Source organism: Kitasatospora sp. NPDC093806 (assembly GCF_040683335.1).
Taxonomy (GTDB): domain Bacteria; phylum Actinomycetota; class Actinomycetes; order Streptomycetales; family Streptomycetaceae; genus Kitasatospora.
Genome location: NZ_JBFBDO010000002.1, coordinates 78,690 through 102,009 on the forward strand (window position 1 = coordinate 78,690; position 23,320 = coordinate 102,009).

Annotated in this window: 18 protein-coding genes and 1 tRNA gene; 10 read left to right on the forward strand and 9 right to left on the reverse strand. The window is 72.9% G+C overall.

Annotation, left to right across the window (positions count from 1 at the left end):
• The first annotated feature begins 20 nt into the window (after positions 1 to 20).
• From AB0N76_RS02630 to AB0N76_RS02640, 3 genes are all read left to right on the forward strand, one after another.
• Positions 21 to 94: transfer RNA gene (locus tag AB0N76_RS02630), tRNA-Lys, on the forward strand.
• Positions 95 to 362: 268 nt separating this feature from the next.
• Positions 363 to 2,771: a transglycosylase domain-containing protein gene (locus AB0N76_RS02635; RefSeq protein ID WP_363552351.1), complete on the forward strand. Its 2,409-nt coding sequence runs from the start codon at positions 363 to 365 to the stop codon at positions 2,769 to 2,771.
• An 86-nt stretch (positions 2,772 to 2,857) separates the two neighbouring features.
• Positions 2,858 to 4,021: an EamA family transporter gene (locus AB0N76_RS02640; RefSeq protein ID WP_363552353.1), complete on the forward strand. Its 1,164-nt coding sequence runs from the start codon at positions 2,858 to 2,860 to the stop codon at positions 4,019 to 4,021.
• On the opposite strand, the gene lepB is transcribed toward AB0N76_RS02640, so the two are convergent.
• Positions 3,988 to 4,770: a signal peptidase I gene (lepB, locus tag AB0N76_RS02645; RefSeq protein WP_363552355.1), complete on the reverse strand. Its 783-nt coding sequence runs from the start codon at positions 4,768 to 4,770 to the stop codon at positions 3,988 to 3,990. The two genes, AB0N76_RS02640 and lepB, sit on opposite strands and share 34 nt — an antisense overlap.
• Before the next feature lie 215 nt (positions 4,771 to 4,985).
• Positions 4,986 to 5,348 carry a chorismate mutase gene (locus AB0N76_RS02650; RefSeq protein ID WP_363552357.1) on the reverse strand — a complete coding sequence of 121 codons (363 nt, stop codon included), beginning with the start codon at positions 5,346 to 5,348 and terminating at the stop codon, positions 4,986 to 4,988.
• Positions 5,349 to 5,738: 390 nt separating this feature from the next.
• Here AB0N76_RS02650 and AB0N76_RS02655 point away from each other — a divergent pair, with 390 nt between their 5' ends.
• A complete protein-coding gene (locus AB0N76_RS02655) occupies positions 5,739 to 6,167 on the forward strand; it encodes an OsmC family protein (RefSeq protein WP_363552359.1) in 429 nt (142 codons plus the stop codon).
• Between the two features lie 425 nt (positions 6,168 to 6,592).
• Positions 6,593 to 8,869, forward strand: a complete 2,277-nt coding sequence (locus AB0N76_RS02660; RefSeq protein WP_363552361.1) for an EAL domain-containing protein — start codon at positions 6,593 to 6,595, stop codon at positions 8,867 to 8,869.
• A gap of 146 nt (positions 8,870 to 9,015) precedes the next feature.
• Here the strand turns inward: AB0N76_RS02660 and AB0N76_RS02665 are convergent, their stop codons facing one another.
• Positions 9,016 to 10,131: an LLM class flavin-dependent oxidoreductase gene (locus AB0N76_RS02665; RefSeq protein WP_363552363.1), complete on the reverse strand. Its 1,116-nt coding sequence runs from the start codon at positions 10,129 to 10,131 to the stop codon at positions 9,016 to 9,018.
• 583 nt (positions 10,132 to 10,714) lie between these two features.
• On the opposite strand from AB0N76_RS02665, the gene AB0N76_RS02670 reads away from it, so the two are divergent.
• Together AB0N76_RS02670 and AB0N76_RS02675 are read left to right on the forward strand one after the other, a co-directional pair.
• Positions 10,715 to 11,314 (forward strand): hypothetical protein, encoded by a 600-nt coding sequence (locus AB0N76_RS02670; RefSeq protein WP_363552365.1) that lies wholly within the window; start codon positions 10,715 to 10,717, stop codon positions 11,312 to 11,314.
• 297 nt (positions 11,315 to 11,611) lie between these two features.
• Entirely contained in the window at positions 11,612 to 12,898 is a 1,287-nt protein-coding gene (locus AB0N76_RS02675; RefSeq protein WP_363552367.1) for a hypothetical protein, read from the forward strand.
• On the opposite strand, the gene AB0N76_RS02680 is transcribed toward AB0N76_RS02675, so the two are convergent.
• The 6 genes from AB0N76_RS02680 to AB0N76_RS02705 form a co-directional block, all read right to left on the reverse strand.
• Positions 12,895 to 13,758: an alpha/beta hydrolase gene (locus AB0N76_RS02680; RefSeq protein ID WP_363552655.1), complete on the reverse strand. Its 864-nt coding sequence runs from the start codon at positions 13,756 to 13,758 to the stop codon at positions 12,895 to 12,897. The genes AB0N76_RS02675 and AB0N76_RS02680 overlap by 4 nt on opposite strands.
• Before the next feature lie 98 nt (positions 13,759 to 13,856).
• Entirely contained in the window at positions 13,857 to 14,969 is a 1,113-nt protein-coding gene (locus tag AB0N76_RS02685; RefSeq protein WP_363552369.1) for a branched-chain amino acid ABC transporter permease, read from the reverse strand.
• A 143-nt stretch (positions 14,970 to 15,112) separates the two neighbouring features.
• Complete coding sequence (locus tag AB0N76_RS02690; protein WP_363552371.1) at positions 15,113 to 15,979, reverse strand: branched-chain amino acid ABC transporter permease; 867 nt, start codon at positions 15,977 to 15,979, stop codon at positions 15,113 to 15,115.
• A complete protein-coding gene (locus AB0N76_RS02695) occupies positions 15,979 to 16,845 on the reverse strand; it encodes an ABC transporter ATP-binding protein (protein ID WP_363552657.1) in 867 nt (288 codons plus the stop codon). The genes AB0N76_RS02690 and AB0N76_RS02695 overlap by 1 nt, the downstream gene beginning before the upstream one ends.
• Positions 16,846 to 16,847: 2 nt before the next feature.
• Positions 16,848 to 17,600: an ABC transporter ATP-binding protein gene (locus tag AB0N76_RS02700; protein ID WP_363552373.1), complete on the reverse strand. Its 753-nt coding sequence runs from the start codon at positions 17,598 to 17,600 to the stop codon at positions 16,848 to 16,850.
• 77 nt (positions 17,601 to 17,677) lie between these two features.
• Positions 17,678 to 18,952 (reverse strand): substrate-binding domain-containing protein, encoded by a 1,275-nt coding sequence (locus AB0N76_RS02705; protein ID WP_363552375.1) that lies wholly within the window; start codon positions 18,950 to 18,952, stop codon positions 17,678 to 17,680.
• Positions 18,953 to 19,338: 386 nt separating this feature from the next.
• On the opposite strand from AB0N76_RS02705, the gene AB0N76_RS02710 reads away from it, so the two are divergent.
• The 3 genes from AB0N76_RS02710 to AB0N76_RS02720 all read left to right on the forward strand — a co-directional run bounded on the left by AB0N76_RS02710 (position 19,339) and on the right by AB0N76_RS02720 (position 23,285).
• Entirely contained in the window at positions 19,339 to 20,109 is a 771-nt protein-coding gene (locus AB0N76_RS02710) for a CoA transferase subunit A (protein ID WP_363552377.1), read from the forward strand.
• Positions 20,110 to 20,115: 6 nt separating this feature from the next.
• Entirely contained in the window at positions 20,116 to 20,826 is a 711-nt protein-coding gene (locus AB0N76_RS02715) for a 3-oxoacid CoA-transferase subunit B (RefSeq protein WP_363552379.1), read from the forward strand.
• Positions 20,827 to 21,308: 482 nt separating this feature from the next.
• On the forward strand, positions 21,309 to 23,285 hold the full coding sequence (locus AB0N76_RS02720) for a cellulose synthase catalytic subunit (RefSeq protein ID WP_363552381.1): 1,977 nt from the start codon (positions 21,309 to 21,311) through the stop codon (positions 23,283 to 23,285).
• The last annotated feature ends 35 nt before the right edge of the window (positions 23,286 to 23,320 follow it).

Below are 23,320 nucleotides of genomic sequence, written 5' to 3' on the forward strand. Positions count from 1 at the left end.
ATTGTTTTCCACGTCAGCAGGCGCCGCTAGCTCAGTTGGTTAGAGCAGCTGACTCTTAATCAGCGGGTCCGGGGTTCGAGTCCCTGGCGGCGCACCGACACCGGGGAGCCTCTCGTATTCAACGAGGGGCTCTCCGGCTTTTTGCTGCCCATTGACGCCCGATTTGCGTGTGATGTCGGTCTCGCTTCCCGTTGCAGTGGAGCCAACCGGTACCTTCGGCGCGTTCTGGGCTGTAAACCGGAAATGGGACAAAGTTCCCCGAACGCCGACCATCCCGTCTGTGCGAGCCGGAGCCGGCACGGTCCCGCCCGTCCGAGCCGCCCGCACAGCCGCCTGCCCGCCGCACCGAAAGGCCGCCGCTCTTGTCCCGAAACGCCCTTGGCGGCGCGCAGCGCACCCGGAAGAGCAAGGCCCGCCATCCGCGGCGCACCGGCTGGCGCCGGCTGATCCCGACCTGGCGGATGACCCTGGCCGGCTCGGTCGCGGCGCTGCTGCTCGGCGTCGGCCTGTTCGCCCTCGGCATCGCGCTGGTGAAGGTGCCGGACGCGCACGCCGCCGCCACCGCCCAGAGCAACACCTGGCTCTACCAGGACGGCTCGGTGATCGCCCGGACCGGCCAGACCAACCGGCAGAACGTCGGCCTCGACAAGGTCTCCCCCGCCGCGCAGCACGCCACGCTGGCCGCCGAGGACCGGAACTTCTACCACGAGGGCGCCGTCAACATACCCGGCCTGGTCCGCGCCGCCGTCAACACGGCCAAGGGCGAGGGCACCCAGGGCGGCTCCACCATCACCCAGCAGTACGTGAAGAACACGTACCTGAGCCAGAAGCAGTCGATCACCCGCAAGGTGAAGGAACTCTTCATCGCGATCAAGGTGGACGCCACCGAGAGCAAGGACGAGATCCTCTCCAGCTACCTCAACACCTCCTACTACGGGCGCGGCGCGTACGGCATCCAGGCCGCCGCCCAGCAGTACTTCGGTGTCGACGCCGCCCAGCTCTCCGCCGCCCAGGGCGCCTACCTGGCCGCCCTGCTGAACGCGCCGAGCGCCTACGACGTGGCCACCGCCACCCCGGCGGGCAAGCAGAACGCGGTCAACCGCTGGAACTACGTGCTCGACGGCATGGTGAAGGAGGGCTGGCTGTCCGCCGAGGAGCGGGCCGCCACGACCTTCCCCGAGGTCAAGGACCCGCAGTCGCAGCTGGGGCTCTCCGGCCAGGCCGGCTACCTGGTGAACGCCGCGACCGAGTACCTCACCACCAACCAGATCATCAACGAGGCGGAGCTCGCCAAGGGCGGCTACACGATCAAGCTGACCGTCGACCCCAACCGCCAGCAGGCCCTGGAGGACGCGGTCCAGACCCAGCTGCACGACACCCTCAACCCGGAGAAGCGGAAGCAGGACGCCGTCGTCCAGCCCGGCGCCGTCTCGGTGGACCCGAAGACCGGGGCCGTGGTCGCCCTGTACGGCGGGGTCGACTACACCAAGCACTACGTCGACAACGCGACCCGGCGGGACTACCAGGCGGGCTCGACCTTCAAGCCGATCGCGCTGGCGGCGGCACTGGAGAACGACGCCAAGACCCAGTCCGGTCAGACCATCACCCCGCGCACCGTCTACGACGGCACCAGCGGCCGCAAGGTCCGCGGCGGGAAGGGCACCCCCTACGCGGCGCCGAACGAGGGGAACAAGAGCTACGGCCAGATCACCCTCCAGCAGGCCACCGACTGGTCGGTGAACTCGGCCTTCACCCAGCTCGCCCAGGACACCGGGCTGGCGAAGGTGCGGGACACCGCGATCGCCCTCGGCCTGCCCAGCAACACCCCCGAACTGGACGCGGTGCCGTCGATCCCGCTGGGCACCTCCACCCCGAGCGTGCTCGACATGGCCGGCGTGTACGCCACCCTCGACAACGGCGGCAAGCAGATCACCCCGTGGCTCGTGCAGGCGGTGGACCACGAGGGCGAGCCGATCGCACTGCCCGCGCACAAGAGCACCCAGGCGATCAGCGAGCAGACCGCGCGTGAGGTCACCGCGATGCTCCAGGGCGTGGTGACCGACCCGGGCGGCACCGGGTGGCGGGCGAAGTCGCTGGGCCGTCCGGCGGCCGGCAAGACCGGTACGACGGACGAGCAGCGGTCGGTCTGGTTCGTCGGCTACACCCCCGAGCTGGTCACCTCGGTCGCGCTGTTCGGCCAGGAGCCGGGCACCGGCACGCAGGTCAGCCTCAGCGGCACCGGCGGGATGGACGGCGCGGCGGGCGGCCAGTTCCCCGCGCAGATCTGGACCAGCTACATGAAGGCCGCGCTGAAGGGCCAGCCGGTCGCCGACTTCCCCGCGCCGTCGGGCTCGGACGACTCGCGCGGCGCCTCGGTGCCGACCAGCCCCGCCACCCCCTCGGCCGGCCCGACCGGCGCGGGTTCCGCCGCCCCGTCGGCGACGCCGTCCGCCGAGCCGTCGCCGCAGGCGGGCCAGGGCGGGAACGGGTCCAATTCCTCCGGCGGGTCCGGCTCGGGCTCGGGCTCGACGCCGTCCACCGCGCCGACGACGGCACCGACCACCGGTCCGACCACGGCTCCGCAGCCCACCGGCGGCGCGACCGCGACGCCCACCCAGCCCGCGACGCCGCAGCCGACCACCAAACCGACCAGGACGCCCGCACCGACCACCGCCCCGACCACCGGGCCGACCCCGGCCCCGCAGCCCACCGGCGGCACGGGTGGGACCGGCGGCACCGGCGGGACCGGGACGGACGCGACCACGGGGTAGGCCCGCGATCGCGGACGGTGCGGGGCAGGACCGAATGACGGAATGACCCCTTACCGAATCACCGGTACGACTGTCACAATTCGTCGGTGCACAGCTCAAAAGCCCCACTCGTCAGCGCCCCCGGCCGGACCCTCGGCCTCACCCTCGCGCTCGTCTCCGCGTTCGCCTTCGGCGGCTCCGGCACCGCGGCCAAACCGCTGATCGAGGCCGGGCTGTCACCCCAGCACGTGGTCTGGCTCCGGGTGACCGGCGCCGCCGTCGTCCTGCTGCCGCTGGCCTACCGCCACCGCGACGCCGTGCTGCGGCGGCCCGGCCTGCTCATCGGCTTCGGCCTGCTCGCCGTGGCCGGCGTCCAGGCCTGCTACTTCGCGGCGATCTCCCGGATCCCGGTCGGGGTCGCGCTGCTGATCGAGTACCTCGGCCCGCCGCTGCTCATCGGCTACGTGCGGTTCGTCCAGCGCCGGCCGATCAGCCGGGGCGCCGCGATCGGCGCCGGGGTCGCCGTCGCCGGCCTCGCCTGCGTGGTCGAGGTCTGGAACGGCCTGAGCTTCGACGCGGTCGGCGTCCTGTTCGCCCTGGGGGCGGCCTGCTGCCAGGTCGGCTACTTCGTGCTCGCGGACGCCGGCAGCCGGGGCGACCGCCCGGTCGACCCGATCGCCGTCAGCGCGTACGGCCTGCTCATCGGCTCGATCGTGCTCACCGCCCTGACCCGCCCCTGGGAGGCCGACTGGGGCCGGCTCGGCGGGGACGTGGTGATGAACGGGCACTCCCTGCCCGCACTGATCCCGGCCGCCTGGATGGTCCTGATCGCGACCGTGCTCGCCTACCTGACCGGCGTCGTCGCCGTCCGGCACCTGTCGCCGCCGATCGCCGGGGTGGTGGCCAACCTGGAGGCCGTCGTGGCCACCGTGCTGGCCTGGGTGCTGCTCGGCGAGCATCTCGGGCTGCCGCAGGTGGCCGGCGGTCTGCTGGTCCTGGCCGGGGCGTTCGCCGCCCAGGCGAGCAAGCCCGCCGAGACGGGGGCGGAGGGTTCCGCGGGGGTTTCAGCGCCGGCGGAGGCCTCGGGTCCGGCGGACTCGTCGGGGCCGGCCGGGGCGACGGCGCTCGGCGAGCGGCTCGCGCGCGCCGCCGAGAAGGAGGCCGGGGCCGGGGCCGGGGCCGAGACAGCGGCAGCGGCAGCGGCAGCGGCCGTGCCCGGACGGGGCCGGGGCCGGGATCAGCGGCCGACCCAGCCGAACCAGTCGAGGTGACCGAGCGGCCACACGACGGCCGACACCGGGCCGACCACGTTGCCCACCGGCACGGCCCCGCCACCGGGGCCGCGTTGGTGGTACCGCGAGTCGGCGGAGTCGCTGCGGTGGTCGCCCTCGACCCAGACGTACCCCTGGGGCACCGTCACCGGGCCGAAGTCCAGCCCGGCGCAGGAGTCGTCCCCGGGGTGGAGGTACGGCTCGTCGACCTTCGCGCCGTTGACGGTCAGCGTGCTGCCCGAGCACTGGACGGTCTGCCCGCCGGTCGCGATGACCCGCTTGACCAGGTAGTTGTCGTCCTTCGGCGGCACCAGGCCGACGAAGCCGAGCACCGAGCCCAGCGCGTTGGTGACGGGGTTCCCGTCGGTCGGCTGCGGCGGGAGCCAGTCGCCCGGGTCCTTGAACACCACCGGCTGCCCCGGCTCCGGCTCCCAGCCGGTCAACGGGGCGAGCTTGTTGACGCCGACCCGGTCACCGACCCGCAGGGTGTTCTCCATCGACCCCGAGGGGATCGTGAACACCTGGAACAGGCAGGTCTTGATCAGCAGCGCGACCACCAGTCCGACCGCCGCCATCGCCGGGATCTCGATCCACCAGGGGCGCTGCCGCCGTCCGGGGCGCCTGGCCTTCGGCGTCCTGCGCCCCTCGGCCGCGCGGCGGGCCCGCCGGGCCTCGGCCCGGCCCCCGACCGGGGCGGCGGCACCGGCCCCGGTGTCTCCGCCGCGCGTATCGGGCAGGTTCACCGCCATGGTCGCTGCTCCACTCTCCGGCTGCGGGGGAACCTGCACGCTACGCCACCCGGGGATCCAGGCGAAATCGGACGTTTACCCCTGCCCGACATCCCCCGGACCGGACACGATCCCGTCGTACGGCCCCCGGTGGTCCCGGTGCTCCCGAAGCCCTCGAAGCCCTCGGAGCCCCGGGTGGGCGGGCCTCCGCCCGGCGGGCCGTCCCAGGTGGACCGTCAGGCGGGGGCGTCCCCGGTGGTCACGGCGTCACTCGCGATGGCCTCGTGGTGGCGGATGACCTCGGCGATGATGAAGTTGAGGAACTTCTCCGCGAACACCGGGTCCAGGTGCGCGCCGGCGGCCAGCTCGCGCAGCCGCTTGATCTGGGTGCGCTCGCGCGCCGGGTCGGCCGGCGGCAGCTTGTGCTCGGCCTTGAGCCGGCCGACCCGCTGGGTCGCCTTGAAGCGCTCGGCCAGCATGTGGACCACCGCGGCGTCGATGTTGTCGATGCTCTCGCGCAGGCTGGTCAGCTCGGCCCGCACGGCGTCGTCGACCCCCTCGGGCAGTCCGGCGTCGGGGGTCGTGGGGTGGTCCGTCATCGGGGAAGCTCCGCGGCTCTCTCGGTCTGACACCCGGCCTGCGGCGGCCGGGCTCGGGCCCGGGCAAATCTAACAGGGAGCCCGGCACGGGCCCGCACCATTTGGCCCATCCGTCCACAATACGGACCTCGTCCCGGACGGCCGCCGGACCGGTCCGGAGCCGGTAGCGGGGCGGGAGCGGACCGGGAGCGGGGCGAGCCGGGAACGGAGGGCTCCGGCCACCCGGACGGCCGGGGGGTCGCCGGGGGATCACCAAGGGATCGCCGGGGGATTTTCGGCCGCGACCGCCCGGTGCGCTACTTGTGGCAGGCCCCCGGCCTGCCCGTAGGCTGGGCGCCGCATGACCGGACGTGACGAACCAGCAGTTCCTCAGTAACGGAGGTACCGATCGTGGCAACCACCCGCACCGCCCGCACCGCGTGGGAAGGCAACCTGCTCGACGGCAAGGGCCAGGTGACCTTCGCGTCGTCCGGCATCGGCGAGTACCCGGTCTCCTGGCCGGCCCGCGCAGAGGCGGCGAACGGCAAGACCAGCCCGGAGGAGCTCATCGCCGCCGCGCACTCCGCCTGCTTCTCGATGGCCCTCTCGCACGGCCTGGCCGGCGCCGGCAACCCGCCCGCCAAGCTCGACACCCAGGCGGACGTCACCTTCCAGCCCGGCACCGGCATCACCGGCATCCACCTCACCGTCATCGGTGACGTGCCCGGGCTGGACGAGGCCGGTTTCGTGAAGGCGGCCGAGGACGCCAAGGCGAACTGCCCGGTGAGCCAGGCCCTGACCGGCACCACCATCACCCTGACGGCCAAGCTGGCCGACTGACGGTCCGGGTACCCCGCCCGCTCGGCCCGATGGGGCGCGCATCCAGCGCCCCATCGGCGCCCGAGGGCGCATTTCCGGAGCACGCGCCCCCGGTTCACATCATGTGATGTACACCGGGGGCGTCCGCATGTATCGGCACACTTGACCCCAAAGCCGACGAATCACCCTGGCGGCGGTCACCGCGCGTTGCCATCGCGACTTATGATCGGCCGCAGCGCCCTGTTCCTCACGGTTCCTCAGGCGGGTTTCCACCCGGCCGCTCCGTCCCGAGCGTTCCGCCGGACCCCGACCCCCGAGAGCCCCGACAGAGTGCGGAGTCGGCCGCCGAAATCGGGCGACCGGCCGGACCAGCATCAAGCGTCAGCAGCGGACGGGAGCATGCCGTGCCGGGCCAGAACGAGGGGGCCGACGCACACCACCCAGGCGTGCGGCACGAGGAACCACGGCCACGCCGCCGCCTTCCGCCGCCCGCCCTCCATCCGGCCAACGGCACCGCCCCGGGCGTCCAGCCCGCCCAGGCCGCCCCGGCCACCCCGGCCGCCCAGAGGGTCCGAACGGCGCTGGCCGACCCCTACGACTCCGTCGGCCACGGGGACCTGCTCTTCTGTCCCACCTGCTCGACGCCGCTCTCGGACGACACCCACCGCTCGGCGGGCAGCGGGAGCGCCCGCGCTGCGGACTCCTCCATCGGCACCGGCGGAACCGTTGACGGCCATGGCAGCAACGGCGCCACGGGCGCCCAGGGGGGAACCGGCGGCACCGGGCCGGCCGCCGAGGGCGGCGACCGGCTGCTCGCCGCCCTGCGGGCCAGCGAGTCCCGGTTCCGGGCCGCCTTCTGCGACGCCGGCATCGGGATGGCCCTGATCGACCCCGAGGACCGGATCATCGAGGTCAACCCCGCCTTCGCCGCCCTCACCGGCCGCGGCGTCGGCGAATTGGTCCGGACCCACATCCACGAGATCGTCGACCCCGAGGGCATGCCGCACCGCCTGTTCCCGGCGCTCGTCCAGGGCGAGCGCGACCGGTTCCGGGTCGAGAAGCAGCTCAAGCACCGCGCCGGGCGGACGGTCTGGAGCAAGGTCACCGTCTCGCTGATCCGGGACGCCGCGGGCAGCCCGCTCTACACCCTCGCCCTGGTCGAGGACATCACCGAGCAGCGCCGACTCGGCGACCGCCTGGAGTACCAGGCCCTGCACGACCCGCTCACCCGACTGCCCAACCGGACCTACTTCTTCGAGCGCCTCGACGCCGCCTGCCTCACCCCCGACCGGGCGACGGCGGGGGCGACCGGGACGGCGGCCGCGACCGCCGCGGGTTCCGCCGTCACGACGGCCGCCGGGGTCCCGTCGGCGGCGGGCCCGGTCGGCGTGGGCGCCACCGGTGCGGAGCGGAACGGGGCCGACCGCCCCGCTGCGGACGGCCGGCGGGTCGGCGTCTGCTACCTGGACCTCGACGGGTTCGCCGCGATCAACGAGACCCTCGGCCACCACATCGGCGACCAGCTGCTGATCGCCGTCGCGACCCGGCTGCGCCGCGGCTTCTCCGCCCACGGCACCCGGCTGGTGGCCCGGATGGGCGGCGACGAGTTCGCCGTCCTGGTGACCGACAGCACGGGCAGCGAGCAGCTGACCGACCTGGCCGCCCGGATCCTCGAAGCCCTGGAGCGCCCCTTCGACGTGGCCGGCCACCGGCTGGTGGTCACCGCCAGCGTCGGCGTCGTCGAACGCTCCGTGCACGAGACCACGCCCACCGACCTGGTCAAGGACGCCGACGCCACCCTCTACTGGTCCAAGGCCGACGGCCGGGCCCGCTGGACCCTCTACGACCCCGACCGGGGGGCCCACCAGCTGACCCGCCAGCTGCTCGCCACCGCGCTGCGCCCGGCCCTGGAGCGCGGCGAGTTCACCATCGAGTACCAGCCGCTGGTCGGTCTCGCCGACGGCACGGTACACGGCGCCGAGGCCCTGGTCCGCTGGCGCCACCCCCGCTACGGGACGCTCTCCCCGGACCGGTTCATCCCGCTCGCCGAGGAGTCCGGGGCGATCGTGCCGCTCGGCAAGTGGGTCCTGGAGGAGTCCTGCCGCCAGGCACGGTGCTGGCTGACCGAGTTCCCCGAGACCGAGACCTTCGTGAGCGTGAACCTCGCCGCCCGCCAGATCTGGGACTCCGACGTGGTCGCCGACGTCGCGCAGGCGCTCGACCGCACCGGCCTGCCGGCCCGGCTGCTGCAGCTGGAGATCACCGAGAGCGCGCTGCTCGGCCCCGGCGGGCGTCCGCTCCAGGCCCTCCAGGCGCTCGCCGACATGGGCGTCCGGATCGCGATCGACGACTTCGGGACCGGCTACTCGAACCTGGCCTACCTCTCCCGGCTCCCGGTGCACGTCCTGAAGCTGGACGGAACGTTCATCGAGGGGTTCCGCGACCCGGCGCCGGTCGGCGGCCGGCCCGAGCTGCCCGCGTTCGGCTCCCGCCGGAGCGACGCCGACGAGCAGATCGTCGGCGCGATGGTGCAGCTGGCCCACACCCTGGGCCTGACCGTCACCGCCGAGGGCATCGAGAGCGCCGCCCAGGCCGAGCGGCTGCGGCTGACCGGCTGCGACACCGCCCAGGGCTGGTACTTCGCCCGCCCGGGCGAGGCGGAGCTCGTCGCCGCGATACTCCGCGACGGCCGGGACGGCCGCCCCGGCCCGGGCGAGCGGTAGGTCCGGGCCGAGCCTGCGGACGGGCGGGTCGGCGGGCGAGCCGACGGGCACGAGCAGGCCTGGTTCTGCCGCCCGCACCCACTCGCCGCCCGCACCCGGCCGCGTCCACCTCGTCCGGACCGGGTGCGGGCCGGTGCGGGACCGGCTCAGGCGGTCTCGGCCTGCGGGCCGGTCAGGCCGTACGCCTCGGCGATCAGCCCGTAGGAACGGAGCCGCGCCTCGTGCCCGTGGATGTTGGAGGTCACCATCAGCTCGTCCACCCCGGTCCGCTTGCGGAGCGCCTCCAGCCCGTCGGCCACCTCACCCGGCGAGCCCAGGACCACGTTGCCCAGCCAGTCCTCGATGAAGTCCGCCTCCACCGGGCTGTACGGGTAGGACTCGGCCTCCTCGGGAGTGGGGATCGGGCCCGGAGTGCCCCGGCGCAGCCGGAGCATCCCGAGCGCCGCCGAGCGCGCGAGGCGACGGGCGGCGGCTTCGTCGTCGGCCGCGACCGCACCCACCCCGATCAGCGCGTACGGCTCGTCGAGGACGGCCGAGGGACGGAACTCCGAGCGGTAGAGGTCGAGCGCCGGGAGGGTGTTGGCGCTGCTGAAGTGGTGGGCGAAGGCGAACGGCAGGCCCAGGCGGCCGGCCAGCTGGGCGCTGAAGCCCGAGGACCCGAGCAGCCAGATCGGCGGCCGCCCGTCCCCCTTCGGCACGGCGGTGAGCCGGGCGTACGGGTGGTCGCCCGGGAAGCTGCCGTCGAGGAAGTGGGTCAGCTCGGTGAGCTGGCGGGGGAACTCGTCGCCGCCCTCGGTCAGACCGCGGCGCAGGGCGCGGGCGGTGGCGGGGTCGGTGCCGGGGGCCCGCCCGAGGCCGAGGTCGATCCGGCCGGGGTGCAGCGCCTCCAGCAAGCCGAACTGTTCGGCGATCGCCAGCGGGGCGTGGTTGGGCAGCATCACACCGCCCGAGCCGAGCCGCAGCGTGGTGGTGTGGGCCCCGAGATGGGCCAGCAGGACGGCGGGGGTGGAGCTGGCGACCCCGGGCATGCCGTGGTGCTCGGCTACCCAGAAGCGGTGGTAGCCCCACTTCTCGGCGCTGCGGGCCAGGTCCGTGGTCACGGAGAGCGCCTGCGCGGGCGTGTAGCCGACCCCGACGGTGGCCAGGTCGAGAATCGACAGCGGGGCGGGCGCCGTCCCCCGCACGGTGCCCCGGATCGGGTCCGGCGCATTCGCCCCGGCCCCGCCCTCCCGCTGGTTCTCCTGCCGGTCCTCGGTCGTCATGCCGTCCGTCCTCCTGGCCGTGGTGGGTACCGTCCGCCGGTGCTGCCCACCGGCGCCGTCCACCGGTCGACGGTGGGTGCCGCCGCCGGTGCCGACAGTGGTCAACCCCGTTCCGGGGGCCGCTTGTTCCCCGGTTCGGGGCCCGAATCGGGGAGCTTCACGCCGCCCTCTCCGACCTGCCCCGACGGCTTCGGCCGGCGGCCGCCGATCTGACGGCGGGACAGTTGTCGGACGCCGGTGGCGACTTCACGCCAGCGCGGGAAGTCGCCAGCCCCAGGGCTCGCGATCGGCGGCCGACCTCCGGCAGGCTAGGGCCCAGGAGCGGGTCACCCAACCGGATCCGCACTCACCAGCAAGATCGTCGGGCTGGACCAGCGCCGATCGATCCCCGCGAGCCCCCGGAGCGGCACCCCGCCCCGGGGGCTCGCGCCATTCCGGCCCGCCCGGCGGCGGCGGCCCCCCGCGAGCGCCAGCGCGTGTGAGCCGCCACACAGCCGGGGTGCTTCATGGCATGAAAAGTCGAGGCGCTAGCGTTGTCCCCCGCAGTCACTGCTCCTCCGGGCAGCCTGGAGGGAGCAAGAACGTGGACATCGCGACGCTGGTGGGATCCTCATGGATCTGTGCCCTGGCGCTCTGCGCCGTCCTCGGGGACGCCTTCCTCCCCTTCATCCCCAGCGGCACACTCGTCATCCTCGCCGTGCTCAAGACGGCGCAGATAGAGGGCGCCCCCTTCATGCTGGCCCTCGGCGTGGCCATGGCCTCGTTCCTCGGCGACCTGCTGCTGCTCCGGCTGGCCCGGCGCGGCGCGCCGATGCTCCGCCGGCGCCTGGAGCACCGGCCGAAGCTGGCGGCCAGCGTGGAGCGGGTCCAGCAGGCCCTGGACGGGCGCACCACCCGGGCGGCGGCCGCGATGGTGGTGGTCGCCCGGTTCGTGCCAGCCGGCCGGACCGTCCTCGACCTGGCGATCGGCCACTCCCCCGCCGCCCACCCCTACCGCTTCCTCCGGTGGTCGGCGCTGGCCGCGATGATCTGGGCGGCCTACATCGTGACCCTGGGCTGGCTCAACAGCCACTGGTTCGACACCGCCTGGCTGAGCCTCGCGGTCTCCTGCACGGCCGCCACCGTGGTCAGCACCGCCATCGCGCGGATCGTGCGCCGCAACCGCCGCATCTCCTTCGGCTGACGCCGCCCCCGCCCCCGCACCCGCCCCCGCCGCACCCACGCTTGCACCGCCCGGGCGCCTGCCGCCGCGACCAGCCCTGCCCGAAAACGGGCGAAGCGTCACAGGACGGCAACAGAAGACACTTCTTCGCATCCCGCACAAGCGTGCCGTGCGTGTTCTCTTCCGGCAGGCCATGGCTCCTTGGTGATCCACGCGTCCGCATGCCATGCTAACGACGGAAAATCAATCATTTGTCCGATTTGACCGGCGCGGCCTCGAACGCGATCACGACCCGGTCGGGGGCAATCAGGGGAGACGATGAGCAGCATCTCGCGCAGGACCGTGCTCACAGCCACCGCCGCGACTGCGGCTCTCGGAGCGGTGGCGGCCTGTTCCGGCGGCGGTTCGGGATCGCCTTCGGCCTCGGGCTCGGCGTCGGGATCGGCCCCGGCCGGCAACAGCGGTAGCACCGGACCCACCGGTGGCAGCCCCACCGGGAGCCCGACCAAGGGCACCCCGATCGGTGACGGTTCCACCTCCGACACCGGCCCGCAGCCGAACCAGCCCAAGCCGGAGAAGCTCAAGCCGGGCGAGCGCCCGCCGCAGTTCGTGGTCTTCTCCTGGGACGGTGCCGGCGCGACCGAGGACGGCCAGTTCCCCCGGTTCCTCAAGCTCGCCGAGGAGCACAAGGCCTCGATGACCTTCTTCCTCTCCGGCATATACACCCTGCCCAAGGGCAAGGCGGAGCTGTACCACCCGCCGAAGCACTCGGTCGGCGCCTCCGACATCCCCTATCTGTCGGACGGTGCGGTGAAGAGCACGATCAAGCTCATAAGCCAGGCCTGGCTGGCCGGCCACGAGATAGGCACCCACTTCAACGGCCACTTCTGCTCGACCCGCTCGGACGGCAACGGGGTCAACAAGTGGACCCCCGAGGACTGGCAGAGCGAGATAGACCAGGCCGTCGGCTTCGTCACCCAGTGGCGGACCAACACCGGCTTCACCGACGTCGACCCGCTCCCCTTCGACTACAAGAAGGAGCTGATAGGCGGCCGCACCCCGTGCCTGGAGGGTCAGAAGGCCCTGCTGCCGACCGCCGCCGGCCTGGGGTGGAAGTACGACGCCAGCTCCTCCGGCGGTCAGCAGATCTGGCCGCAGAAGGTGCAGGACGGGAAGGTCTGGGACTTCCCGCTGCAGAGCATCCCCTTCCCCGGGCACACCTTCCAGGTGCTGTCGATGGACTACAACATCCTGGCCAACCAGTCGAGCGGCAGCACCAAGGGCGACCCGGCCAAGTACAACGACTGGCGCACGCAGGCCCGCGACTCCTACCTGGCCGGGTTCGACCGCGCCTACAACGGCAACCGCGCCCCGTTCTTCATCGGCAACCACTTCGAGCAGTGGAACGGCGGCATCTACATGGACGCCGTCGAGGAGGTGCTCAAGACCGTCGCCGGCAAGCCCGAGGTCCGGCTGGTCTCGTTCAAGCAGCTGGTCGAGTGGATGGAGGTGCAGGACCAGTCCACCCTCCGCAAGCTGCGCACGCTGAACGTCGGGCAGGCTCCGACCGGCGGCTGGGAGTCCTTCCTCGGCGCGGCCGGCTAGGACCCGAGCAGCGACCGCACCACCGCCTCGGCCCCGGCCTCGCCCCAGAGGATCGAGTAGTGGTTGGTGCCGGACACCGGTGAGGCCGTGACCGGGTGGTCGTGGTCCAGTCCGACGGCGGCGAGCCGCTTCTCGTCGTAGAGGCCCTGCGGCTCGTCGAGCAGACCGCGCTCCGCCCAGAGCAGCTCGCCGGGGCAGCGCAGCCGGTGGATGGCGCCGATCGCCTCCTGGTCCAGCAGCACCTGGGCCCCGTCGGTCTCGACCGCCGCCAGTACGCAGGAGGAGCGCAGCTCGGGCTCGCTGCCGACGAGATCGTGCTGGGTGTAGGCGTCGATCCCGGCCGACCAGCCGGCGGCGAGGGCCGGGTGCCGCTGCCAGAACTCCCGGTACGCCTGCCGGTCGGGGAAGGTCATCGACAGCCTGGCCAGGGCCGGGCCGAGCACGGCGGCCAGGACCTCGTCCTCGCTCACGCCCTCGGGCAGCGGAAAGCTGACCGCGCCGTCGACCAGCAGCACCCGGCTGACCAGCTCCGGGTGGCGGACGGCGGTCAGCGCCGTCACCCAGGCCCCCATGGAATGGCCGACCACCACGGTCGGCCCCAGGTCGAGCGCCGTGATCAGCGCCGCCACGTCGTCGGCGTGACGGGCCAGTCCGTACGGCCCGGCGAGGGTGTGGCTGGCGCCCCGCCCGCGCAGGTCGGGGGCGAGCAGGGTGACCCGCCCGGCGAGTCGGCGGGCGACCTCGAACCAGGCGAGGCCGTTGGCGGTGATGCCGTGCACCGCGATCACGGTCGGGGCCCCGGGTACGGTGGCCGGCCAGCGGAGCACGGCCAGCTCGCCGCCGGGGACCGGGACGGCCAGCTGCTCCGGGACCGACGGCGGGCCTGGGACCGCCGACTGCTCGGTCCGGGAGGGCGACTGGTTCGACGGCGGGGGCGTCGAGGGGCTCGCGGGCTGGCTCACGCGGGATTACCTCCTGTGGGACGGATGTTGGGCGTGATCACCCGGCCGGTCGCGCGGGCCGAGCGGGTGGAGCGGGCGGCGCGGATCCGGGCGGGCAGCCTGGCCAGGCCGCCCGGCAGCACGTAGACCACGGCGACGAACAGCGCACCCAGCAGGAACAGCGGCTGGGAGAGCGGGACCCGCAGGATCGCCGGCAGGTCGGCGATGGCCGCGGAGTTGGCGAGGTCGCCGAGCCGGTGACCGGCCCAGGTGTAGATGACTCCGCCGAGCAGCGGGCCCCAGCGGGTCCCGGATCCGCCGAGCACGACCATCACCAGCAGCGAGAGGGTCGCGTCGGAGGTGGCGGCCTGCGGTGTGGCGCCACCGGTGAGCAGCAGGTAGACCACCCCGCCCGCTCCGGCCAGGCCGCCGGCGAGCACGAAGGCGACCAACTTGTATCCGTAGGGCCGGAGTCCGAGCACCTCCACCCGGCGCTCGTTCTCCTTGATGCCCTCCCAGACCCGGCCGGCCGGGGAGCCGACGGCCCAGTGGACGGCGGCGAGCGTCAGCACCAGGTAGGCGAGGGCGATCCAGTAGAGGTTGGCGGTGTTCTCGATGCCCAGGACGGCGGCGGGCAACCGGTCGGCCGGCGCGGACCGGCCCTCCTCGCCCCCGGTCAGGCCGCCGGGGTTGCGCTGGACGAGGATCGAGCCGGCCTGCGCGAAGGCCAGGGTGACCATGGAGAACCCGATGCCGGTGACGCGGAGGCTGACCGAGCCGAGGAGCAGGGCCAGCGCGACGGCACAGGCGACGCCGAAGACCGCTGCTGCGGCGAACGGCAGCCGGAGCTCCAGCATGGCGAGGTTGGTGGCGTAGAGGCCGGTCGCGAAGTAGAGCGCGTGGCCGAAGGAGAGCAGTCCGGTACGGCCGAGCAGGAGGTCGTAGCCGGAGGCGAGGGCCCCGTAGAGCAGGCACAGGGCGATGAGTTGAAGACTTCCCGGGCTGCCGAGTGGGCCGTCGAGCAGTCCCGGAACGGGAAGCGCACTGTATGGGGCGACAAGGAACAGGATCAGCAGAGCGATCGGCCACCAGCGTAGCCATCGACGCGGCGGTGTCGAGCGATTTGCCATTGATTCACCTGTTCGAGGGATTTCGGCTCGTTCGCGACCTCCTGGGCCGAAAACGGCCGCGTCATTGTCAGTGCCGCGTGCTGAGGTGACGTCAGTGCGATCGGCGGCGGTGCCACCGGTGCTCGCGGGTGAGGGGTCGGTGCTCACGCGAGCCTCCCGGTGAGTCCGCGGGGTCGCACCAGGAGCAGGACGGCCAGCAGGACGACGACCGAGAGGTCGCCGAGGCCGGCCGCGGTGTAGTAGTTGGCGAACTGCTGCACCAGGCCCACGCCGACGGACGCGACGGCGGCTCCGGTGACGGAGCCCATACCCCCCATCACGACGACCACGAAGGCGAAGATGAGCAGGCCGGTCCCCTGGCCGGGATTGACCGACCCGAAGTAGAGGCCGCCGAGGGCGCCGCCGAGCGAGGCGGCGGCACCCCCGATGGCGAAGACCAGGGTGAACGCCCTGCGGACGTCGATGCCGAGCGCGGTCACCATCGCCCGGTCCTCGACCCCGGCCCGGACGATCAGGCCGTAGCGGGTCCTGGCCAGGAACAACTTCAGAACGAGCAGGAGCAGCGCGGCCGCGGCCACGAGCACGAAGCGGTTCACCGGGACGGTCGCACCGAGCAGGTGCCAGGTGCCGGAGAGCAGCGCGGGTTGTGGGAAGGGGCGGGCGTCGGCGCCCCAGACGCCCATCAGCAGCGCGGGCACGGCCAGCCCGACGCCGACGGTGGCGAGGATCTGGTCGCGCGGGCGGCTGTAGAGCGGCCGGATGAGGGAGAGCTCCAGCAGGACGGCGGCGGCCGTTCCGACCAGCGTGCCGAAGGGCACGGCGAGCCAGAAGGAGAGACCGGCCTCGGCACCGGCCCACCAGGTGGCGTACGCGCCGATGGAAAGCAGGGCGCCGTGGGCGAAGTTGAGCACGTCCATCAGACCGAAGATCAACGACAGACCGGAGGCGACCAGGAAGTACAGCGCGCCCAGACCGAGTCCGGTGCAGGAGAGGAGGACAACGGTGTCCATCAGGGGTTCACCTCCGTGGTGACGACAGGGGCGGCCGCGTTCGGGGCTGCCGGGGAGCCGACTACCGGTGAGCCGGTGTTCGGGGCCCGGCCGCCGCCGGGGCGGTGGCTGCCGACTCCGAGGAGTCGGCGGGCCGCGTCCTCGTCGGCCAACAGTTCGGCGGTGTCGCCCTGGTGGGCGGTGCGGCCGTCCGCCAGGACGGCGCAGGTGCCGGCCAGCCGGCGGACCAGGGCGAGGTTCTGCTCGACCAGCAGGATCGGCACCGCCTCGGCCGCGCGGGCCAGCACCTCGGCCACCTCGGCGACGATCTTCGGCGCCAGGCCCTTGGTGGGCTCGTCGGCGATGATCAGCCGGTTCCGGTTGAGCAGGGTCCGGCCGATGGCCACCATCTGCTGCTGCCCGCCGGAGAGGGTTCCGGCCAACTGGCCGGCTCGCTGCTGGAGTTCGGGGAACAGCTCGTGGACCAGCCGGTAGTCGGGCTCGGCGTCCCGGTCGCGTTCGGCGAGGCGGAGGTTCTCGGCGACCGTGAGGCCGGCGAAGATCCCGCGGTCCTCCGGGGCATAGCCGATGCCCTGGCGGACCACCAGATGCGTCGGGAGGGAGGAGATCTCGGATCCGGAGAAGAGGATGCCGCCGGTGCGCGGCACGAGGCCCATCACGGCCTTGACGGTGGTGGTCTTGCCGGCGCCGTTGCGGCCGAGCAGGGCGGTCACCCCGGTCGGCGCGACGTCGAAGTCGACGCCGTGCAGGATGTGCAGCCCGTCGATGACCACCCGCAGATCACGCACGGAGAGGAGGGGACGACCGGAGGAGGAGAGGGAGGACTGGGAGGAGTGGGCGGAGGACGGCTCAGGAGAGGAGTGCATGGTCACAACGCCTCCCCCAGGTAGGCCTGTTGCACGGTGGCGTCGGCCATCACCGCGTCCGGTGCGTCCAGGGCGAGCAGCGTGCCGTGGTGCATCACGGCCAGCCGGTCGGCCAGGTCGAGCAGGACGTCCATGTGGTGCTCCACCATCAGGACGGTGCGGCCGAGATCGCGGTGGACGGAGCGGATGAGAGCGGTGAGCGCCGGCACCTCCTCCGCGCTGACACCGGCCATCGGCTCGTCCAGCAGGATGAGCCGAGGATCGGAGACCAGCAGGACGGCGAGTTCCAGCTTGCGCTTCTCGCCGTGGGATAGGGCGCTCGCCAAGGTGTCGGCACGGTGGGTGAGTTCGGTGCGCTCCAGGGTCTCGGCCACCTGTTCCCGGTAGCGGTCGGCCCGGCGCCAGAGCCGGTACGAGGCCCGGGGTCCGGCGGCGGCCTGTGCGGCGAGTCGGACGTGGTCCGCCACAGTCATCCCCGGCCAGAGGGAGGAGGTCTGGAAGGTGCGGCCGAGGCCGCGGCGGGCGCGGGCGTGGACGGGCTCGGCGGTGATGTCGGCGCCGTCGAGTTCGAGCCGGCCGTGAGTCGCGGGGTAGATGCCGGAGATCAGGTTGAACAGGGAGGTCTTGCCGGCGCCGTTGGGGCCGATGAAGGCGATGAACTCGCCTTCCGAGACGGAGAAGGAGACGTCCTCGACGATCGGGACACCACGGACGGACCAGCCGAGGCCGACCGTCCGCAGCACCGGCGCGGGCACGGTGCGAGAGGCGACAGAGGAGGCGGCAGGGGAGGTGGCGGGAGAGGTACCGGAATCAGCGGAGCCGGGCATGGCGATCAACCCGCCATCGGGGTGACCGGGGGCGCCGCCTCGTCGGCGGTCAGCGTCTTCTCCACCGAGGGCTTGGCAGCGGCCCCGGTGCCGGTCAGCCGGACCTGGAACATCGGCTGGAGGAGCGCGTGGTCCTCGGCGCGCACCGTGACCCGGCCCTTCACCCCGTCGAAGCTCCAGCCTTCGAGGGCCTTCACCAGGGCGGCGGTGTCGTCGGCCGAGCCGTGGTTGGCCTCGATGGCGTGCACGATCAGCTGGGCGGCGGTGAAGCCGTCCGGGGTGAAGATGTCGGACTTGCCGCCGGCGGCGGTCACGGCCTCGTCCATGGCCTTCTCCACCGGGGTACCGGCGGCCCCGCCGAAGTAGTGGTTCAGAAAGGAGATCTTCTCGCCGGCCGGGCCGAACAGCGGGTAGGAGGCGGCGAGGTCCAGGCCGGTGACGACCTTGGTGTCGGCGAACACGTCCTGCTGGCTGAGCGCCGTCCAGAGGGCCGCCGAGGTGTCGCCCGCCCAGGCCACGAACAGCAGGTCGGGCCTGGCGGTCTTGGCCTGGGTCGCGAACGGGGTCAGGTCGGTGGCGCTCGGCGGGGCGAGCACCGCCTCGACCGTGGCGCCCTGAGCGCCGAGCACGCCCTTGACGGCGGCCACGTTGGCCTGGCCGAAGGCGTTGTCCTGAGCGAGCACGGTGACCTTGCGGCCCTTGGCGTCACCGATGAACGAGGCCGCCGTCCGGATGTCCTGGTAGGACTGGCGGCCGGAACGGAAGGTGTACTTGTTGAGGCCGGTGACCTTGTCGGCGGCGGCCGGGCCGCTGATGAAGAGCACCTTGTTCTGCGCGGCGATCGGCCCGACCTGGAGGGCCACGCCGGAGGCGGTGGAACCGGCCAGGATCTTGTGGCCCTTGCCGATGAGGTCCTTGGCGGCCGACACCGCCTTGGCCGGGTCGCCCGCGTCGTCCTGCTCCTCGAACTCGATCTTGTGCCCGTCGACCGCGCCGGTGCCCTTGGTCGCGTAGGTCAGCCCGGCCTTGAAGCCCTCCAGATACTGCTTGCCGTAGGCGGCGAGCGGCCCGGTCTTGGAGTACACGAGCCCGACCTTGACCGGGCTCTTGGCCCCGGCGCCGTCCGCCGCGCCGGTGCCCGCCGTCCCGGCCTTGGCGCAGCCGGCCGCGAGGAGGACGCAGGCCGCCGCGGCGAGGAGCCTGCGTGCGGGGCGGCCGGACGGGGTCGCGCCCGCGTGGGTGCCGGAGGCGGTCCTGGTGGGGGCTGTCGAGCTGCGCATGATGACCGGCTCCTGGGGGTGCTGCGGGGGTGGATGCCGGAACCGTAGGTGGGGCGTGCGGGCTGCGACATGTGCCCGCAGCACGCATCAGCCCGCGTGGCTGTGGCGGCCACGGCCATACCGCCGGCCTCGCGCGCGTCCGGTGACGGCCCGGTGTGGCCGTGCGCCATGCGTCGGCGGGCGGGCGTGGCGGCGTCCGCCATGGCCCCGGCGGGCCCGTCGACGTGACGGTTGGTGAGGCGGGGGGACAGGGCGCTGCGCGGACCGGCGACGGCTGACCACGGGCCGGCGGCCCCGGACGGCGGCCCGAACGGCGGCCCCCGAAAGGCCTGGTCCCGCCCCCGCTCCACACACTCCCCCTTCGCTCCCTTCTACGAGGTGACACCTTGGACAAGGTCCTGGACTCCGCCGCCGAGGCGGTCGGGGACATCCCCGACGGCGCGGTGCTCGCCGTCGGCGGCTTCGGCCTCTGCGGCATCCCCAGCACGCTGATCGGCGCGCTCGCGGCCACGGACGCCACCGGTCTGCGCGTGGTGTCGAACAACTGCGGCGTCGACGACTGGGGGCTCGGGCTGCTGCTGCGGGCGGGGCGGATCGCCCGGATGACCTCCTCGTACGTCGGGGAGAACAAGGAGTTCGCGCGGCAGTACCTGTCCGGCGAGCTGGAGGTGGAGCTGACCCCGCAGGGCACGCTCGCCGAGCGGCTGCGGGCCGGGGGCGCGGGGATCCCGGCGTTCTTCACCCCGGCCGGGATCGGCACCCAGGTCGAGGAGGGCGGGCTGCCGTGGCGCTACGCGGCGGACGGTTCGGTCGCGCTGGCCTCGCCGCCGAAGGAGGTCCGGGAGTTCGGCGGCCGCCGCTACCTGCTGGAGGAGGCCATCACGGCGGACTTCGCGCTGATCCGGGCGGAGGTCGCGGACCGGCACGGCAACTGCGTGTTCCACACCGCGGCCCGGAACTTCAATCCGCTCTGCGCGACGGCCGGGCGGATCACCCTGGTCGAGGCGGACCGGATCGTCGAGCCCGGCGAGTTGCCACCGGACGCCGTCCACCTCCCGGGGGTGTACGTCGACCGGGTGGTCGGCGCCGATCCCGCGGACCGGCGGATCGAGCGCCGGACCGTCCGCCCCGCCCGCACCGCACTCCAGGAGGCCTGAGCACCGATGCCGACCACACCCAGCACACCGACCGCGCCGACCGCGCCGACCGCTCAGACAGCACCGACCCCCCTCGACGCCCGGAACGCGCTGGCCGGGCGGGCGGCGCGCGAGCTGCGCGACGGCCAGTACGTCAACCTGGGCATCGGCCTGCCCACGCTGATCCCCAATCACCTGCCGCCGGGCGTCCGGGTGGTGGTGCATTCCGAGAACGGCGTCCTGGGCGTCGGGCCGTACCCGGTGGAGGGCGAGGAGCACCCCGACCTGATCAATGCCGGAAAGGAGACCGTGACCGTCGGCGCCGGGGCCTCCTTCTTCGATTCCGCGTTCTCCTTCGGCATGATCCGGGCCGGCCGGATCGACGTGTCGGTGCTCGGCGCGATGCAGGTCTCGGCCGCCGGCGACCTCGCCAACTGGATGATCCCGGGGAAGATGGTCAAGGGCATGGGCGGCGCGATGGACCTGGTGCACGGCGCGCGGCGGCTGGTGGTCGTGATGGAGCACACCGCGCGGGACGGTTCGCCGAAGATCGTCGAGCGGCTCACGCTCCCCGCCACCGGGCGGGGCGTCGTCGACCGGATCGTCACCGACCTCGCGGTGGTCGACGTGACCCCGGAGGGCCTGCGGCTGGTCGAGACGGCACCGGGCGTGACCTTCGACGACGTGCGGGCGGTGACGGAGCCGCCCCTGTTGCCGCCGGTCCGCCCCCTCGACTGAGCGACCGAGCGCGGCGCGCCGTGCGCGGGGCGGGCCACCCCACTCGGGCGGCCCCGCCCCGCGTCGCATTCGGACAATCAGCGGAACCGGAAACGCGATTCGGCTCCCCATAACACCCACCAGCCCCCAGGTGGCCGGGAATCGCCATATTTTCATGCCTGAGCAATGATCATTTTTCGGATCGGTTGCGATATCGCCCCCGCTTCGCGAAAGTTGACGAAGCCAAGGATCCTGGAGCTCGCCGGAAGGGAGTCCGGAGACTCCACAGGGATCCCGCATTCGAAGCCGTGGTGTCGCCACACACCACAATCGATCGTATACGTTTCACTGCTTCGAGGGCGAGGCTCCGGGGGGACCGGATCGCCGCGCGGCGCACGACCGCGCGCGGCGCGCGCCGTCGTACGGCGGTTCCGGATCGCATACCCCCGGTCGGAGCACGCACGAAAGGCCGGTCCGCGCCACCGGCCACGGGGGGAGCACGCATGGTCAAACCGTTCTCACGCCGGACGGAGGACGCCGGACCGTCCACCGGAACCAGCCCGCCGGAGCCGATCGCCGTCCCCGAAGCCCCGTACGACTACGCCTACTTCAGCCGCCTCGCCGGACCCACCACCGAGCCCGCCACCGACCCCGCCACCGACCCCGCCACCAACCACCACCACGACCACCACCACGACCACCACCACGCCACGGGCGACGACCGCGGAGGTGCCGACGAGCCGTACCGGGTGCGCTACCGCAGCCTGTTGAGCCGTGAGCCGCACCGGTTCCGGGCGGCGCTGCTCCTGCTGGCCGCCCCGCTGGTCGAGGGGGTGCTGCTGATCTGGCTGCTCCAGCCCGAGCACTGGCCGGTCCGTCCGGGCGAGACCGACACCTGGCTGCTGGTCGGCGACAAGGTGATGATCGGGATCATCGCGGTGGTCGAGGCGTTCCGCCTGGTCAACGTCGTCTCCAACACCCACGCGACGCTCGCCGCCCGGGACCCGGTCCCGGTGAGTCCCGCACCGGGCAGCCGGGTCGCGTTCCTCACCACCTGCGTGCCGGGCAAGGAACCGCCCGAGATGGTGCGCGCCACGCTCACCGCCGCCCTGGCCGTCCGGCACGACGGCCCGTACCACGTCTGGCTGTTGGACGAGGGAAACGATCCTGCGGTGCGCTCCCTCTGCGCCGAACTCGGCGTCCGCCACTTCAGCCGGCACGGTGTCGAGCAGTGGAACCGTCCCAAGGGCCGGTTTCGCGCCAAGACCAAGCACGGCAACTACAACAGCTGGCTCCAGGCGCACGGCGACGACTACGACTTCTGGGTCTCGGTGGACACCGACCACGTCCCGCTGCCCGAGTTCTGCGAACGCATGCTCGGCTACTTCCGTGACCCGGACGTGGCGTTCGTGGTCGGACCGCAGGTGTACGGGAACTACCGCAGCTCGGGTTCGGCGGTCACCAAGTTCTCGGAGAGCCAGCAGTTCCTCTTCCACGCCCTGGTCCAGCGGGCCGGGAACCGGTACGGCGCACCGATGTTCGTCGGCACCAACAACGCCGTCCGGATCCGGGCGCTGCGCTCGATCGGCGGGCTGTACGACTCGATCACCGAGGACATGGCGACCGGCCTGGAGTTCCACCGCCGCCGGAACCCGGCCACCGGCGCGCGCTGGAAGTCCGTCTACACGCCGGACGTGCTGGCCGTCGGCGAGGGGCCGTCGTCCTGGACGGACTTCTTCTCCCAGCAGCTGCGCTGGAGCCGGGGCACCTACGAGACCCTGCTCACCCAGTACTGGCGCGCGGTCTGGGGGCTGTCGCCGGGGCGGGCGCTCAACTACACGCTGATGGTCTGCTTCTACCCGATGGCGGCGCTGACCTGGCTGCTCGGCGGGGTGTCCAGCGTGCTGTACCTGGGGTTCGGAGCCTCGGGCGTGCACGTGTCGTCCGAGATCTGGATGGCGCTCTACAGCGACGCGGCCGCGCTGCAGGTGCTGCTCTACACCTGGAACCGCAAGCACAACGTGAGCCCGCACGAGCCGGCCGGCTCGTCGGGGGTGGCGGGCATGGTGATGTCGGCGCTGTGCGGTCCGATCTACGCGGCGTCGTTCCTGCAGGCCTTGCTCAGGCTCCGCAGCCGTTTCGTGGTGACGCCGAAGGGCGACTCGACCAGCCGCGACCGGGTGACCACTTTCCGGCTCCACCTGTTCTGGGCCCTCGTGTTCGCCGGCGCCGTCGCCGCCTCCTTCCACACCGGCTACGGCCACGTGGCCATGCGGACCTGGGCCTGCCTGGCGCTCCTCCTCAGCCTGCTGCCGATGCTGGTGCTCGCCGCGGACGCGGTCCGCCGCCGCCGGGCCCGGCCCACCTCCACCCTCGCGATCCCCCCGACCGGCGCAACGGCGGCCGCGCCCGCCGCGCCCGCCACCGTCCCGCCGCAACAACGCACCGAGCCCGTCCCGGCTCCCACCAACACCCGCTGAGCACCCCGAGGGGGACGAACCACCGTGAAGATCCG